The organism is Proteus sp. TJ1640, from assembly GCF_003144445.1.
Lineage (GTDB): Bacteria > Pseudomonadota > Gammaproteobacteria > Enterobacterales > Enterobacteriaceae > Proteus > Proteus penneri.
In genome coordinates this window covers 392110-408775 of sequence record NZ_PENY01000021.1, presented here as the reverse complement: position 1 = coordinate 408775, position 16666 = coordinate 392110, and the positions used below count along the sequence as shown (strand labels likewise).

The following is a 16666-nucleotide window of genomic DNA, read 5'->3' as shown; positions in this document are numbered from 1 at the left end:
GTTCCTTTAACCAAAGAGGGATAAAACATGATTTATCACCGCAGCATAAGCCGCTGGCTGTGCCTGATGTGCATTATGTCCAGCATGCGGGATAGTCGTTAATGGCAGCGAATACCGCTGCGCAATAGATTGAAATTTATTATCTTTTTCACCACAAAGCCAAATAAACGGCAATGTGAGTTGCTGTAATTTAGTCACCAACCACGGTTGATAGCCCAAAGAAAGTGTCTCAAGGCTTTCAGCAATGCACGCCCCGCTATTATGGCGACGCTTCTCAATCAGTAATTGACGTTTTTCATCACTTAAATCAGCAAATACGGGTTGTTGATACCATTGTGTTAATACATCACTAATAGGTTCATTACGAAAACGCTCAGCCCAACGTTTATCATGTGCAATGCGACTTTGTCTTTCTGTTGCATCATTTAAACCTGGGTTACCACCTTCTACAATCAATCCCATTAATCCTGCAGTATCACCAAAACATGCATGATACATCGAGATCCGGCCACCTAACGAGTAACCAATTAACCAATAGTGATCAATACCTTGCTCTTTTAGAGTGTCTGTTAGCAATGTACTCACTTCAACAAAGTCTTTCGCGCTGATAGATGCAGAACCACCATGACGAGGCAAATCAATCACAAGTGATGGATATTCATGGCAAGCCTGAATGACAGGCTCCCATTCACAACCTTCACCTAATAGCCCATGCAACCAAACTAACCAAGGCCCTTCATTATGGGTATTATATCGCTGACATGCTAAAGTCATGAGATGTTACCTGTTTTACCAACTGATTTAATGTTTTTGCGCCATCAGTATCATCAACAATTAATTCAATTAATGTCGTTATTGGCGCCCCTGTCCAGCACTCCTGAACAGTCGTTAACAGTGCATCCCAACTTGTTGGTGATACATAATGCAAACCAAACATTGCGGCTGCGTGTTTGAAATTTAGTGAATGAGGCATACAGTAAAAGCGTTCTCGCTCTGTCTCTGGCGTGGGTAACATAGAAAATATTTGCCCACCGTTATTATTCACTACGATAATAACATTAGGTGCATAAACTTGTTGATGTAACGCTAAACTATTTAGGTCATACAGTGCCGATAAATCACCCAAAATTGTTAATGTTGGCTTTTCTGTCGCACGGTGAACACCTGCAGATGTTGAAATTAAGCCATCAATACCACTTGCTCCTCGATTGCTCATCACAGGATACCCTTGTGGTAACTGAGCAAATGCATCGATTAATCGTACTATCAGACTATTGCCAACAAATAATTGCCCATCATTAGGAAGTAATTTATCTAATTGGTGAGCAACCTGTGCTTCACCAAAATAATCGGTTATTTCACTGACTTTTTGATAGGTTTGTTTGGCTATATGAGTTAATGCATCAGTCCACGGTGAATTATCAACCGCAGGATGTGCCATTAACCACTGCATAGGTGATAATGTAAATTTCTCACCTCGATGATGACCGGGATCTAAACGTCCCGGAATAGGGTCAACAATCCAATAAGCGTTGGGAGAACATCCCACTTGCCATTGCAATAAACGTTTACCTGTTAAGCTTGAACCAAATTGAATAACGATTTCAGCTTGATTTAATTCTGATGTTATTTGAGGGTTATTCAACCATAAATCGGCACAAGGTAGTGGTTGCCCTGTTTGGGATAATACATCACCTAATAAAGGCCAACCTAATTGTGATGCCCATTTTGCGACTTCAACACCTTCTTCTGGGCTAATACGCCCTGCGATCACAACACCTTTTTTCTGGCGTAACTCATTCCATTGCGGATGTGTTGAAACTGCGTTAAAAAGAGTTTCTTGTAGCCACGGTTTATCACTTTGCCACCAATCTCCTAAAACATCAGTCCATGGTGTCGATGTTTCAACATCATCACCATATAAAGGTTCTGCAAAAGGACAATTAACGTGTAATGCACCATGTACCAACGTATTCATGGCATTATCAAGGGTAGAAACTAACCAACTCGCGGAAATATCTGCTGTTGGTCTTGGTAAAGAGAGGGTTTGTGAAGGATGCGTTGCAAAAATACCTTGCTGTCGAATCGCTTGGTTTGCACCACAATCAATTAATTCAGGCGGCCTATCTGCGGTTAAAAAGATAACACGTTCACCCGTTAATCCCGCTTCAATCAAGGCTGGGTATAAATTCGCAACGGCTGTCCCCGAAGTTACAATCACCGCAACGGGTTCTTTGGTTGCTTTTGCCAACCCCAAGGCTAAATGACCAAGCCCACGTTCATCAAAATGCGTATGGCAAACTAATTTTTGATTGGCAGCCGCCGCTAGTGTTAAAGGGGTCGAACGAGATCCGGGGGCAATACAGATATGGCGCAAGCCATGACGAGTCAAAGTTTCGAGTATAACTTTAGCCCATTGGCGATTAAACGAACTATTAGACATTGATCATCCCAACAACGAAAACCTGCAATTGCTATTATAATATCTGTTACTAAATACTTTTCCTTAGCCTAGTTCAATGAACAGAAGTTTTCGTTAAATAAATCGTTAAAAAAACACTCAAAAAGTGCATTATTTAGGCTAATCATCCACTCTATTTTCAATGAGCTCTTTTTTATCGTTAAGAATAGGAATAAATAGCGTTAGTGTTCTAAAGGATAGCATCAATTAATTAACAATTAGCACTGGTTATTTAAAGAGTAGCACTAAATAACTGACATAAAAAACTACTCATCAAATTTTGATGATTACACTAATATTATTTAAACTGGGATTATCTGTAAGAATTAACTCTCTTTTTCCAACAATGTTCGTAGACCCGCTGCTTTATTTTCTATTTCAGTCCACTCTTGCTGAGGATCAGATCCTGCAACGACACCTGCACCAGCGTATAAAGTTAAAGCATCATCATGCAATTCACCACAACGCAAACTTACTGCAAATTCGGCATGAGGAAGCGATAAATACCCCGCAGAACCTGCATACCAACGACGCTCAAAAGGTTCATGTTGACGAATAAAAGCACGTGCAACACTTCTTGGTAATCCACATACAGCAGCCGTTGGCTGCAATCGTTTTAAGCAATCGATATCATCAGAGTGAATTAACTTACCATGTATATAGCGACGAAGATGCTGCACTTTACGCAATCGGATAACATCTGCGGGTGAAACATCGATACCTTCTACACCGCCTTGTAATCGCTGACAAATATCATCGACCACAACGAGATTTTCATGCTGATTCTTTTTATCATTCATCAGCCAATCTGCAAATTGAGTGGCTTGCTGTTCGTTGTCAGAACTCGCCACAGTCCCCGCCAACGCCTCTGTGTAAAGCATCAACTCATCACGTTTATATAATCTTTCTGGTGTTGACCCCATAAATGCATCTGAAGATGAAAATGCCAGCATATAGTGATAACAATGATGATTAACATCACGACTGGCTTTCATAAACTGGATCGCTTTAAGCGGGTTATCCAATGTTAAACAAGTTGCTCTAGCAGGGACAACTTTTTCAAATAAACCTTGGTTAATCTCATCTAAGGCGATATTGAGATAGTGAGTCCACTGCTCTTGCGTTAAAGAGTGATTAACATGAGTGACAGAAACAGAAAGCGGTTCAATCTCTACGGCTTGGTTTAATGTTTGCAGAAAATCTAATGTATTTTGCTTATCATCTGCATCCAACATATTTAGATGAACAGAAAGTTGTTGCTGGTGGCGTCTGATCTCAATGCGAGGTAAAAAAAGGTAAGCATCATCGCCTTTTATTTTGTCAATGCGACCAGGAATAATGGTATCCCACGCATTTAAGCCCCAAATACGCACATCATCAATATTTATATCAGACTGGTGAGTTGCTAAAAATTGGCGAGCCTCTTCAATATGATTGAAGCAACATAATTGCCCACATGCTGCCACTTCTTCACTCTCATCGCGGTGCTGCCAGTAAAATTGCGGATAATACACCTGAGCAGCAAGCCATGAGAGCAATGAAAATGAGACCTCTGATGGCAAGGTGACTTTCAAATGTAAAAGATTACCTTGTGCTGTCAGATTTATATTTTTCACTTTTTCGTACAGTGTCGAAAACACAGGATTAATCTTTTTCACTACCAATACCCACAACAAAATTAAAAAGGTGATTATACGTCTCTATACAAATTATCAAAGGGCTGATTAATTATAACCTTTGTCATTTATCAAAGTTTTGTATTTTTTATGTTACAAAGTAGAAGCATTAACTCGCACTTCTAAAATAACCAACAAATCGTCATTAGATAAAGTGGTAAAGATAAAAAATTTTATACATAAGTGAGGTTATATGGATACAACCGCCTTTGAACACATCGATAAGATCATTGAGACGTCCGATATTCCTAAGGTTGCTTTGGGGTTAATATTAGGTGTAGATATTGAAGATGGACGACTACCTGGTATTGTTACTTCTCATGATTTAATAAAAATAAAGTCTTATATTAATAAAGCACTTTCGCTTCCTTACAAAATAGATGATGTCATCAAATTCATTCATTATAGTGAAATAGATGAATCACAACTCTCACCTGATAATATTCTCTCTCTTTTTATCAAAATACGAGAACACGCTTTTGATTGGAATAAAATAGAATATAGTATTAAGCAACAAGCAATTGATTTAGAAATAATGGGTAGAGAAATCACTTCTACAGGTGAAAATATCATTGCATTTATCAATCAAATGCCTTTATTAACAAAAATATCCTCTGTTATAGAAGATCTTTCTGAACAAGAGTTAAAAAGTATCCAATATAAATCTCAAGATAAAGAAGTCGCAACACAACTTATTCATATTTTAGAAAGTATGAAAGAAGATATTGAGAATGAACGAAATAAAACCATTAAAATAAAAGATAGTTTATCGACATTTAGAAGTAAAATAATAGGTGGAAAAGACAGTCAAAATGTCGCTCACCCTTCTATCTATCATGAAATTCTGAATAAAAAACGATTTATTAATGAGTTTTATACTGAGAATAACAATTCTCTTATAGAAGAACGAGATTTATTGATTGAGGAAATTTCACAATTAAAAGATGAATATAAACACTATGTTGGCCTTGCTTTTACGGGACTCGCCGTAGGTATTATTGGTGTCATTATTACAGGAGGAATATTTGGTGCAAAAGCCGAAGTCATTCGTAAAAAGAAAAATGAGCTCATTGAAAAAGTAAAAACAATCAATATAAAGATCGATGTCTATGCTGGTTTGTCTTTGCATTTAAATACACTTTATATTGAATTATCAGAAATCGAACAATTTATTGAAGATACAAATATGGCTTTAGAGCATATTGAGTATGTATGGCAGGCGATATTAACAGAGATAGAAGCTTCAATAACTAACTTTAATAAAATTAACAATGCGTTAGAGTTGATAAAATTTAGTATTTATCTTGAGAAAATCATCACACCTTGGTACATGGTTATTGGTTACTCAAAGGAGATCTTGCTCTCTTTTGATAATGCGCTTTCTACGTTTTATTCATCAAATAGCTAACAAAAGGATATTGTTATGAACAATCATGAAAATCCCATTAGATTAAATCACCTCTTTGAACATAGTAAATTATTTCATGCATACAAAAATATTTTTTATTTAAGTAGTAGTAAAGGCTATATGGATAGTACACTAGAAGAAGAAACAACACAGCTTTTAGAAAGAAACAATAAGAACATTGAAAATATTATTTACTTTTCTCTCAATATAAAAAATAGGCTAAGACAAATTTTATTTAATGATATCTTAGAAACGGTTAATGAAATTGATAGAGGAATACAGGACGAAAAAATTAATAATGAATTAAAGAATAAATTAAAAGAAGAAAAAAATGAAATATTAAAAATATTTTTTGATGAAATAGATGAAACAATAAATTCTATTAATCAACACAACCAGTATCTTTTATTTGAAATTAATGAATTAAAAAACAAATTTATCACAACTAAAATAACCCCTTTCATTCATGACAAAGAAAATAATATAAAAAAACTTACAAGTGAAATTATCAATTTAGAACATCAATCAGAGGAAACTAAAAAAGAACTTGATATTATACGTGATAGCGAAGATATTTTACATAAAAAAAATTTTTTCGACCTTTTTAAAAATTCGATACCTCAACTATCAGAAATTAATAATCTCAATATTGAAAAGCAAGAAAAAAATATTTTATCTTCCCTAGTAAAAATATTAAACAATTTGTTTTCTACATTAGATTATGGTTTTTCTTATACCAAAATAGTCGAAACTCGACATCAGCTTACTACACTTTATTTGGCACAAATAAAAAAAATTCATCAGTTAAAAAAAGAACAGCAAAATACACTTTTAAATTTAAAACATCATTACAAACTCGTTGATATTGATTATTTTCTTCATATCTTGATTAAACAGTTAGAGTTTTTATCTGAATATTGGAAAGAAATTATTTTGCAAATACACACACTAAAAAATAATAATTTATTAAATAAAGATATTATTATTCCTATATTTTCATTCTTAGATAGTTTTTCTTTATATTATGAAGAGGTTGAAAAATAAAAAACATTAATAATAACGAAAAAAAACGGCTCTATAAAAGAGCCGCTCTTAGTTTGAATATCTCACTATTACGATTAATTTGCTACTGGTGCAATAATCGCGAAATTCGTTAGTTCAATTAATGGTTGTGGCCATACACCTAAAGCAATCACAACAATAACGCAGATTAATGCAACAAATGTCGCCATATTTTGTGATGTGGTTGCAACCACCGGTGTATTGTCATTGTCTGGTTTACGTAAGAAGACAATCGCGGCTGCGCGTAGGTAGTAGAATAAACCTATCGCACTACCTAACACGACCATACCTGTTAACCACCATAAGCTTGAGTTAATACCTGCAATAATGACATAAAGTTTACCAATAAAACCTAATGTAATTGGTACACCTGCCAGCGATAACATCATGAGTGACATCACCACAGCAACGACAGGACGGCGCCAGAATAATCCACGGTAATCTTCTAGTGAATCCATTTCGCTTTCACGATAAGGACTTGAAGCTATTGCAATAGCACCAAACGCCCCTAAGCTTGCAAACAAGTAACCAGCTAAATAAATTTCAGCCGTTTCTTGCGCCAGCACAGGACTGTATTGCAATACAATTAATGCCACTAGCAGATAACCAAGGTGCGATACTGAAGAGTAACCCAGTAAGCGCTTCACGCTCTTTTGCGTTAACGCCATAATGTTACCAAACAAGATAGAGGCAATTGCCATGAAACCTAAGATCATTCGTAAGGTTTCACTATCCGCAGCGGGTGCTTCAAGGAATAAACGCATCACAACTGCAAAAATACCAATCTTACTTGCAGTGGCTAAGAATGCCCCCGTTGGTGCTGGCGCACCTTGGTAAACATCAGGTGTCCACAGTTGGAATGGGAATAAAGATAATTTAAATCCAATTCCCACCAACATCATCCCTAAACCTGCAAGTACTAATGGTTTATGGATATTGCTATCACTTAAACTTTGTCCCATCGCAGTAAAGGAGAGATCCCCTGCTTCTGCATAGAGCAGTGCCATACCAAACAGTAAGAAAGAAGATGCTGCTGCCGAAAGCAGCATATATTTAATACCCGCTTCCAGTGATGGACGTTGTTGGAATGCATAACCGATAAGACCAAACAGCGGTAATGTCAGTAATTCAATACCAATAAACATCGATGCGAAGTGGTGGGCTGAAGAGAGTAAAATCCCTCCAATCACCGCAATCGCAATCAGCATGTAAAACTCTTCTTTGTTATCTTGATAGCCTTCTAACCAAGGATAAGCAAAAGCGATAGTACCAATACCCGAAAGAATAACTAGTGCAGTAAAGAAACTAGAGTATCCATCAACATGGTAAAGCGTGGTAACGTCCACTACACCTAATGCATTAACGTAATAGAGTGATCCCAGCGCAATGATGAAACCTGTTGCTGTCAAAGTGGCAATAGTGAAATGATCGCGTCGCCACGCAATGGACAGCATCACAACCACCACCGTCAATCCGACGATTAATAGCGGTAGCATTGCGATCAATTGTTCAGGAGTTATTGTCATGGCGAATTACGGCCTTACTGTTGAAATAGAAGCGGAATACCAAGTCTGGAGATTTTCCATCGCTGATGCCGAGGTGTCTAATACAGGTTGTGGGAAGAAGCCCAGAATAACCAGTAAAACAACCAAGGTGATCAGGATAAAGAATTCTCTCAGATCCAACCCTTTATAGGTTCTTTCAGCTGTTTTCGGTGAACCGTAGTAAGCCTGCTGCATCATCCATAGTGCATAAACAGATGCAAAGACTAAACCAAAGACCGAAATAATCGTGATCAGCTTAAAGTTGCCATAAGTACCAAATAGGATCATAAACTCACCGACGAAGTTACCTGTTCCTGGCATACCTAAAGAGGCAACCGCAAAGAACAGTGAAAACGCAGGTAAGAAACGGATGCTTTTCCACAATCCGCCCATTTGATTCATATCACGCGTACCTAAACGCTCATACAGCATGCCACACATGATAAATAGACCTGCTGCTGACAAACCATTGGTGATCATTTGAATAATCGCACCTTGATAAGCCAATACAGAGCCAGCATAAATCGCAATTACGATAAAGCCCATGTGAGAAATACTACTGTAAGCCGCAAGACGTTTGATATCTGTCTGACGAAATGCCAGTAATGCTGCATAAAATACGGTAATTAAACCTAACCACATCGCCACAGGTGCCAATAACGCTGACGCTTCTGGGAACAGTGGTAAGTTAAAACGCAATAAACCGTAAGCCGCTGTTTTTAACAAAATACCGGATAAGTCAACAGAACCCGCGGTTGGTGCTTCTGCGTGCGCATCGGCTAACCAGCCATGAACAGGAACGATTGGCATTTTCACCGCAAATGCAGCGAAGAAACCTAGCATCAGGATAAATTGTAGCTCAGTACCTAATACGGTGTGTGCTTGTAATAAGGTGTCATAGCTAAACGTCCAAATACCTGTTTCACGGTAGAAAGCAACCGCTAAACCGATAATGGCCAGCAACATTAACAGGCCACTTGCCTGTGTATAGATAAAGAATTTCGTTGCTGCACTGACGTGTGCTTTATCACTACTTCCTTTGTGTCCCCATAAAGAAATCAGGAAATACATTGGGATCAACATCATTTCCCAAAAGAAGAAGAATAAGAACAAGTCCGTTGCTAAAAATACTCCCATTACACCTGCTAAGATCCACAGCAGGTTAAAATGGAAAGCACCTTGTGATGGTTGGTTTTCACTCCACGAAGAGAGCACCGCTAAAATACCTAAAATTGCGGTCAAAACAGCCATCAGCAATGACATACCATCAAGTGCAAACTGGATATTGATCCCTAACGCAGGGATCCACGGTACAAAGTAATACTCTGTCCAGCGTGGCGCTCCATCAGCACTGAGTAGTTGATAATCGCCTTGCAACCAAAGTTGCACAGAAATAACGAGTGTTAATCCCATCGTCAGCAACGCAACCCAGCGAGGAACTTGCGAGCCGATTCGTTCAGCCTGCCAACTTAGCAGGCCACCGATGAAGGGAATAAGTATTAGCCAGGGTAATAACATGGCGCAATGTGTCCCTTAATTAAACCAGAAGCAGCAGAGCGATAACCAGCACTGCACCTAAACCGAGAGAAGCCGCATACCAACGAGTTAATCCATTCTCACTGAAACTTAATCCTTTATTGGTACCTTTAAGCAGGCAACCGAATAAATTAAAGAATTGGTTAACAGGATCATTTTGGATAAGCCACGCCGCCCCTTTATAAGGTTTGACAAACAGCACTTCATACAGAGCATCAAATCCCCAAGCATGGAACCACCATGTTGAGAAGAAACGACCGGTACGAGTATTGGCAACCTTAGCAACACATTGACGCTGTTTCAGGTATAACCATGCTGCAATGGCAACGCCTACAATCGCTACCACACCAGAAAGAATTTCTAATACATACTTACCATCGTGCGATGCGTTTCCTTCAGGGAAAACAGCACCTAACGGTTGAGTGATTAACGCACCGATAAATGTTGATAACAGTGCTAATACCGCTAATGGGAAAGTATGAGTAAACCCTTTAACTTGGTGTGCTTCGGTTTTGGTTTCACCATGGAATACGATGAAAATCAAACGGAAGGTATAAAGAGACGTAAATAACGCACCAATTAACCCTGCTAGCATTAAGTTAAAATGCCCGTTTGAGTACGCACCCCATAAGATTTCATCTTTACTGAAGAACCCTGCTGTTAACAGTGGTAATGCCGCTAATGCGCCACCACCAATCAGGAAACAAGCATAAACAAATGGGATCTTCTTACGTAACCCGCCCATCTTAAAGATATTTTGTTCGTGGTGGCAGGCAATAATCACAGAGCCTGCGGATAAGAACAGTAACGCTTTAAAGAAAGCGTGGGTCATTAAGTGGAAAATTGCCGCATCCCATGCTTGAGCGCCTAAAGCCAAGAACATATAACCAATTTGGCTCATGGTTGAATAAGCAAGAATACGTTTAATATCTGTTTGTACTAAGGCAGCAAAACCCGCTAACACTAATGTCACCGCACCGATAATACCGACTAATTCCAGCACTTCTGGTGCCATTAAGAATAGCGCGTTGCTACGTGCCACTAAGTACACACCCGCTGTAACCATGGTTGCGGCGTGAATTAATGCAGATACAGGTGTTGGGCCTGCCATTGCATCGGCTAACCAAGTTTGTAATGGAAGCTGTGCTGATTTACCTACTGCACCGCCTAATACCATTAACATTGCCCAATTAATAACACTTGAACCTACTGCTAATTGCTCAGGCGCAAGTACCGCCATTTCACGGAAGCTCAATGTACCTAATTGGTCAAACAGGATAAACATACCGATAGCTAGGAACACATCACCGATACGCGTTACGATAAACGCTTTCATCGCCGCTGCGCCATTAGCAGGATTGCTATAATAGAAACCAATTAACAGGTAGCTACATAGACCAACCCCTTCCCAACCCATATACATCAGCATCATGTTATCAGCCAGTACTAAGACAACCATACTGGCGATAAATAAGTTGGTATAAGCAAAGAAGCGAGAATACCCTTCTTCTCCACGCATATACCACGATGCATACATATGAATCAGGAAGCCAACACCGGTAATCACACCCAGCATGGTTAATGAAAGACCATCAAGAACCAGTGTGAATGGAATATTAAAATTCCCTGCTGACATCCAGTTCCATAAAGTCAGAACTTGAGTTTCTTGCCCATTGGCAAAGAAATCCATACCAACCCAAAGTGCAACTAAAGCCGATAAACCAACCGAACCTGTACCAATCCATGCTGATACGTTTTCAGACCAACGACCACGTGAGAAAGCGAGCAGTAAAAATCCCAGCAGTGGTAGCAGAATGGTTAAATAGAGTATATTCATCCGCGCATCTCACTGACTGTATCAATATTGATGTTTTGGCGATGTCTATGAAGCTGTAACAACAATGCCAGACCAATACTTGCCTCTGCCGCCGCCAAGCTGATTGCCAGAATATACATTATCTGACCATCTGTTTGACCCCAAAAGCTACCACCGACAACAAATGCCAGTGCAGCCGCATTAATCATAATTTCTAGTCCGATCAACATAAACAACAGGTTGCGGCGAAGTACTAAACAGGTAAAACCTAACACAAACAGTACCGCCGCCAAGATCAAACCATGTTGAAGAGGTATCATTTTTGCTCCCCTGCGTTTTCGTTTTCGACGAGATCGTCATGGCTCTGATCACGACCAATGTGATAAGCAACTATTAACCCCGACAATAAGAGAACAGATGCTAACTCAACAGCCAGAATATAAGGCCCAAATAAGCTAATACCGACCTCTTTCGCACCAATTATTTCTCCAGTAATCTCACCGTGAGTAACACTACTAATTGCATAAATAAGCACGACTAATAGCATTAGAGATAACAGTGCAGGCCCAATCCAAAACTTCGGTTGTAGCCACTTTCTCTCTTGGTCAACGACGGATTTACCTAAATTAAGCATCATCACCACGAAAACGAACAACACCATAATGGCGCCAGCGTAAACGATGATTTCTAATGCACCTGCGAAATAGGCGCCCAGCGAGAAGAAAACCACAGAGAGGGCAATCAATGAAATCACTAAGTACAACAATGCGTGTACTGGATTGGTATGAGTGATCACTCTCAATGTTGCAAGGATGGCAATCAGCCCCGCGATGTAAAATGCAAATTCCATGAATATCGCTCCTTACGGTAACAGGCTTTTGACATCGATAGGTTTAGCTTCATCATCTGCATCACCTTTGTCTTTGCCGTTAATCGCCATACCTGTTTTACGGTAAAAGTTATATTCAGGATATTTGCCGGGTCCAGAAATCAACAGATCGTCTTTTTCATAAACCAGATCCTGACGCTTAAACTCACCCATTTCAAAGTCAGGCGTCAATTGCAACGCCGTTGTTGGGCAAGCTTCTTCACATAAACCGCAGAAAATACAGCGAGAAAAGTTGATACGGAAAAATTCCGGATACCAACGACCATCTTCATGTTCTGCTTTCTGTAATGAAATACAGCCAACTGGACAAACTGCCGCACACAAGTTACAAGCAACACAGCGTTCTTCACCATCGGGATCACGCGTCAATACAATACGTCCACGGTAGCGTGGTGCAACGTTGACAGGTTCTTCCGGGTACATCTGTGTTTCACGTTTGGCGAAGGCGTGTAAGCCAATCATCCAAATGCTTCGTACCTGGGTGCCGAAACCAGTCAATAACTCTTTTAAAGTCATGGTTCAATCACCCCTTATTGAGCGTTGTAAAGTATCACTGCAGCAGTTACCAGCAGATTGATAAGAGTTAACGGTAAGCAAATTTTCCAACCAAAAGACATCACTTGGTCGTAACGCGGACGCGGTAACGAAGCACGAATAAGGATGAACATCATCATGAAAAATCCTGTTTTCAGTGCAAACCAAATGAATGACGGTAAGAAAGGACCTTGCCAACCACCAAAGAATAACGTCACGATAAGACCTGATACTGCAACGATCCCGATATATTCACCGACAAAGAACAAACCGAATTTCATACCGGAATATTCAATGTGATAACCATCAGCAAGCTCTTGTTCTGCTTCTGGTTGGTCAAATGGATGACGGTGACAAACAGCAACGCCAGCAATTGCAAACGTAATAAAGCCGAAGAATTGTGGGATAACATTCCACATATTCGCTTGTGAATTCACAATATCTGTCAAGTTAAAAGAGCCTGCTTGAGCAACAACCCCTAAGATTGAAAGTCCTAAGAACACTTCATAGCTTACGGTTTGTGCTGATGCACGCATTGCACCTAACAATGAGTATTTATTGTTACTTGACCAACCCGCAAATAACACGGCATACACCGCGATACCCGCAACCATCAAGAAGAATAAAATACCGATATTTAAGTCAGCAACAACCCATGTTGAGCTAACCGGTACAATGGCAAATGACAGCAATAAAGATGAAAACGCAATTACTGGTGCTATGGTGAAGATAAAGCGGTCAGCAAATTTTGGGATCCAGTCCTCTTTAAAGAACATTTTGATCATATCCGCAATTAGCTGTGCTGAACCTGCATAACCTACACGGTTAGGCCCATAACGGTTTTGAAATAACCCCAGTAAACGGCGTTCCCCCATACTCATAAAAGCACCACAGGTGACCACGACAAGCAAGATCACCACGGCTTTTAGAACAGTGAGTAAAATCTCTGTAACTTCAGGAGATAACCAGCTCATTATGCAATACCCCGCAGTTGACGAACCGATACACCCACCAGCGATGGAGAAATACCTGCCATACCTAACGGCAAGCCGATTTGACCTTGAGTTAGGTGAGCACTGATTTTCACAGGTAAGGTGAATTCACGACCTTCGTAAGTAAACATGGCTTGCTGACCCTGAGTTAACGCTAATGCTTGTGCATCAGATTCGCTCAATGTTAAATAAGCCGTTTCCATACGAGATTGGATAACTTCTGCACGTTGTGATAATTCTTCACTACCAAATAAACGGTAGCAAGGTGCGACAGTCCATTGATTTTTCTGTGCATTAAATGGCGCAGGAATATCAGTAAAGTAGCCAAGTGTATTATCACCACATTCGATTAAGCGCACACCCGGATCGCCAAAGCGTAAGCTGCCACCCACTTCGGCTTGGAATTTATTCCATGCTTGAGGTGAGTTCCAACCCGGTGCCCATGCAAATGGAATTTGCTGACGAGGTGCGGTTGGGCTGTTATTACCTTCCATTGAGAACGCAAATGGTGTGTCGATATCTTTTGGTTGACGCTGTTCATGAACAGACACATTCGCCAACATGGAAGTACGACCACTGTAACGATGGGGTTCACGCGCCAATTTTTGACCGCGAATACGGAATGATGCATTCGGAGCGGCATCAACAATGCCAGCAAACTGAGGAAGACTGGTTGCACAATGCTCAATCACATTGTCTAACTGTGTCCAATCCAGCGTTCTTTCATGCCATTGTGAATCAACTGCACTTAACCAACGCCAGCTTTCATGCATCACCACTTCTTTGTTATAGAAAGAAGGTTCAAAAACTTGGAAATAACGCTGTGCTCTTCCCTCTTGGCTCACCATTGTCCCATCGCTTTCAGCGAATGAAGACGCAGGGAGAACTAGATGTGCTTTTGCCATAATATCTGTTTGCTGGTGGTCGATAACAATAACGTTATCGACTTTAGCAATCGCATCATCAATAACATCAGCATCGTAATGGCGATATAAATCGTTTTCCATAACAACAACGGTGTCGGCTTGACCACTGCGCATGATTTTTAAAGCATCATCAAGTGGCTGAGCGTTGATCATGGCTAGCCCCATGCTGTTTGCATCATCAGCAACGAAAGAAAGTCCCACTTCATTGCCTTTTGCTTTTAATGCAAACGCAATGTTGGCAGCAGCTTTAATAACGTCTTCACTACCTGCATGACTACCACTGATAATTAATGGTTTTTTCGCTTGAGAAAGTGCTTGAACAACCATCTCGATATGTTTATTCAGCGCGTCATCGATACCATCAACCGCAGGTGCTTCACCGTTAATGTTATTGGCAATTGCAAATCCTAAGCGTGCTTGATCAACAACCGGGGCGCGATAACTCCATGCAGCAACATCATCAAGACGGGTTTCATCAACATGAGTCACAAACAGCGGATATTTCGCACGTTGCCCGATATTCATAATCGCAGCAATTTGCCAGTCAGCGACTTTTTGAGCCGCAGCCATTTCACGCGCTTTACCTTTCACCGCTTGACGTACAGACAATGCCATACGAGCACCAGTTTGCGTTAAATCTTCACCTAACACTAAAACCGCATCGTAATCTTCAATTTCACGTAGAGATGGAGTATGAACACCACCTTTTTGTAAAATCTCTAACATTAATGTCAAACGTTTCTGCTCTGATGCAGAGATACCACTATAGAAGTTTTCAGCACCCACAACTTCACGTAATGCAAAGTTACTTTCAATGCTTGCACGAGGCGAACCAATACCCACGATACGCTGACTTTTCTTCAGCATATCCGCAGCGGCTTGAGTCGCTTGAACTGCACTAATTTCTAACCAGTTACTACCTAAACGTTTTTTAGGCTGACGAGGTCTGCTTGCTAAGTTCACATAGCCATAGCCAAAACGACCACGGTCACAGAGGAAATAGCGGTTTACAGTCCCGTTATAACGGTTTTCAATACGACGTAATTCACCATAGCGTTCACCCGGGCTTGTGTTACAGCCCATGCTACAACCTTGGCAAATACTTGGTGCAAACTGCATATCCCACTTACGGTTATAACGTGATGAGTGAGTTTTATCAGTAAATACACCCGTCGGACAAATTTCGACTAAGTTACCCGAGAATTCGCTCTCTAATGTGCCATCTTCAACACGTCCAAAGAAAACGTTGTTATGCGCACCAAAGACACCAAGATCAGTACCATCGGCATAGTCTTTGTAGTAACGAACACAGCGGTAACAAGCAATACAACGGTTCATTTCATGAGAAATAAACGGTCCCAGATCTTGATTTCTATGTGTACGCTTGGTAAAGCGATAGCGACGCATAGTGTGACCTGTCATTACCGTCATATCTTGAAGGTGGCAGTTACCCCCTTCTTCACAAACTGGACAGTCATGAGGATGGTTTGTCATATACCATTCAACAACGCTTTCGCGGAATTTCTTCGCTTCTTCGTCATCAATAGAAATAAACGTGCCATCAGTCGCTGGTGTCATACAAGACATCACTAAACGACCGCGGGTATCCTCAGCATTTTGATACTGCTTAACCGCACACTGGCGGCAAGCGCCAACGCTTCCCAGCGCTGGGTGCCAGCAAAAATAAGGAATATCTAAGCCTAAATTAAGACAGGCTTCTAACAGGTTATCAGCCCCGTTAACTTCATATTCTTTGCCGTCTACATGAATCGTAGCCATAGTCAGCATGCTTCCCAAAGGCCTGCACAGCAGGCGTTAAACC

At 40.3% G+C, this 16666-nt stretch carries 13 protein-coding genes; 2 read left to right on the top strand and 11 right to left on the bottom strand.

The window, feature by feature from the left end:
* Positions 1-6: 6 nt before the first annotated feature.
* The 3 genes from menH to menF form a co-directional block, all read right to left on the bottom strand.
* The gene (gene menH, locus DK861_RS09350; RefSeq protein ID WP_109399902.1) at positions 7-774 is read right to left on the bottom strand and encodes a 2-succinyl-6-hydroxy-2,4-cyclohexadiene-1-carboxylate synthase; all 768 of its coding nucleotides are present in this window, start codon (positions 772-774) and stop codon (positions 7-9) included.
* Complete coding sequence (gene menD / locus DK861_RS09345; protein ID WP_109399901.1) at positions 749-2443, bottom strand: 2-succinyl-5-enolpyruvyl-6-hydroxy-3-cyclohexene-1-carboxylic-acid synthase; 1695 nt, start codon at positions 2441-2443, stop codon at positions 749-751. Before menD ends, menH begins: the two co-directional genes overlap by 26 nt.
* A 344-nt stretch (positions 2444-2787) precedes the next feature.
* Positions 2788-4119: an isochorismate synthase MenF gene (gene menF / locus DK861_RS09340; RefSeq protein WP_109399900.1), complete on the bottom strand. Its 1332-nt coding sequence runs from the start codon at positions 4117-4119 to the stop codon at positions 2788-2790.
* 211 nt (positions 4120-4330) lie between these two features.
* Between menF and DK861_RS09335 the strand changes: the two genes are divergently transcribed.
* Complete coding sequence (locus tag DK861_RS09335; protein ID WP_109399899.1) at positions 4331-5545, top strand: alpha-xenorhabdolysin family binary toxin subunit A; 1215 nt, start codon at positions 4331-4333, stop codon at positions 5543-5545.
* A gap of 15 nt (positions 5546-5560) precedes the next feature.
* Positions 5561-6589, top strand: coding sequence for an alpha-xenorhabdolysin family binary toxin subunit B (locus DK861_RS09330; protein ID WP_109399898.1), 1029 nt, complete (start codon positions 5561-5563; stop codon positions 6587-6589).
* A 74-nt stretch (positions 6590-6663) separates the two neighbouring features.
* Here DK861_RS09330 and nuoN read toward each other — a convergent pair whose 3' ends face one another.
* From nuoN to nuoG, 8 genes are read right to left on the bottom strand one after another with little or no spacing between them, the layout of a single operon-like run.
* Positions 6664-8133 carry an NADH-quinone oxidoreductase subunit NuoN gene (gene nuoN / locus DK861_RS09325; RefSeq protein ID WP_109399897.1) on the bottom strand — a complete coding sequence of 490 codons (1470 nt, stop codon included), beginning with the start codon at positions 8131-8133 and terminating at the stop codon, positions 6664-6666.
* A gap of 6 nt (positions 8134-8139) precedes the next feature.
* Positions 8140-9669, bottom strand: coding sequence for an NADH-quinone oxidoreductase subunit M (gene nuoM / locus DK861_RS09320; protein WP_109399896.1), 1530 nt, complete (start codon positions 9667-9669; stop codon positions 8140-8142).
* Between the two features lie 19 nt (positions 9670-9688).
* A complete protein-coding gene (gene nuoL / locus DK861_RS09315; protein ID WP_006533297.1) occupies positions 9689-11524 on the bottom strand; it encodes an NADH-quinone oxidoreductase subunit L in 1836 nt (611 codons plus the stop codon).
* Positions 11521-11823 carry an NADH-quinone oxidoreductase subunit NuoK gene (gene nuoK / locus DK861_RS09310; RefSeq protein ID WP_023581731.1) on the bottom strand — a complete coding sequence of 101 codons (303 nt, stop codon included), beginning with the start codon at positions 11821-11823 and terminating at the stop codon, positions 11521-11523. The genes nuoL and nuoK overlap by 4 nt, the downstream gene beginning before the upstream one ends.
* The gene (gene nuoJ, locus DK861_RS09305; RefSeq protein WP_072063175.1) at positions 11820-12353 is read right to left on the bottom strand and encodes an NADH-quinone oxidoreductase subunit J; all 534 of its coding nucleotides are present in this window, start codon (positions 12351-12353) and stop codon (positions 11820-11822) included. The genes nuoK and nuoJ overlap by 4 nt, the downstream gene beginning before the upstream one ends.
* 12 nt (positions 12354-12365) lie before the next feature.
* A complete protein-coding gene (gene nuoI, locus DK861_RS09300; RefSeq protein ID WP_006533299.1) occupies positions 12366-12908 on the bottom strand; it encodes an NADH-quinone oxidoreductase subunit NuoI in 543 nt (180 codons plus the stop codon).
* Positions 12909-12922: 14 nt separating this feature from the next.
* A complete protein-coding gene (gene nuoH / locus DK861_RS09295) occupies positions 12923-13900 on the bottom strand; it encodes an NADH-quinone oxidoreductase subunit NuoH (RefSeq protein ID WP_006533300.1) in 978 nt (325 codons plus the stop codon).
* Positions 13900-16632: an NADH-quinone oxidoreductase subunit NuoG gene (gene nuoG, locus DK861_RS09290; RefSeq protein WP_072063176.1), complete on the bottom strand. Its 2733-nt coding sequence runs from the start codon at positions 16630-16632 to the stop codon at positions 13900-13902. Before nuoG ends, nuoH begins: the two co-directional genes overlap by 1 nt.
* Positions 16633-16666: the final 34 nt, after the last annotated feature.

Bases quoted from the DNA above. Each gene is read 5' to 3' on its own strand.
- menD (WP_109399901.1), bottom strand. From the start codon at position 2,443: ATGTCTAATAGTTCGTTTAATCGCCAATGGGCTAAAGTTATACTCGAA.
- nuoK (WP_023581731.1), bottom strand. From the start codon at position 11,823: ATGATACCTCTTCAACATGGTTTGATCTTGGCGGCGGTACTGTTTGTG.
- nuoL (WP_006533297.1), bottom strand. From the start codon at position 11,524: ATGAATATACTCTATTTAACCATTCTGCTACCACTGCTGGGATTTTTA.
- nuoJ (WP_072063175.1), bottom strand. From the start codon at position 12,353: ATGGAATTTGCATTTTACATCGCGGGGCTGATTGCCATCCTTGCAACA.
- nuoN (WP_109399897.1), bottom strand. From the start codon at position 8,133: ATGACAATAACTCCTGAACAATTGATCGCAATGCTACCGCTATTAATC.
- nuoM (WP_109399896.1), bottom strand. From the start codon at position 9,669: ATGTTATTACCCTGGCTAATACTTATTCCCTTCATCGGTGGCCTGCTA.
- DK861_RS09335 (WP_109399899.1), top strand. From the start codon at position 4,331: ATGGATACAACCGCCTTTGAACACATCGATAAGATCATTGAGACGTCC.
- nuoI (WP_006533299.1), bottom strand. From the start codon at position 12,908: ATGACTTTAAAAGAGTTATTGACTGGTTTCGGCACCCAGGTACGAAGC.
- nuoG (WP_072063176.1), bottom strand. From the start codon at position 16,632: ATGCTGACTATGGCTACGATTCATGTAGACGGCAAAGAATATGAAGTT.
- DK861_RS09330 (WP_109399898.1), top strand. From the start codon at position 5,561: ATGAACAATCATGAAAATCCCATTAGATTAAATCACCTCTTTGAACAT.
- menH (WP_109399902.1), bottom strand. From the start codon at position 774: ATGACTTTAGCATGTCAGCGATATAATACCCATAATGAAGGGCCTTGG.
- nuoH (WP_006533300.1), bottom strand. From the start codon at position 13,900: ATGAGCTGGTTATCTCCTGAAGTTACAGAGATTTTACTCACTGTTCTA.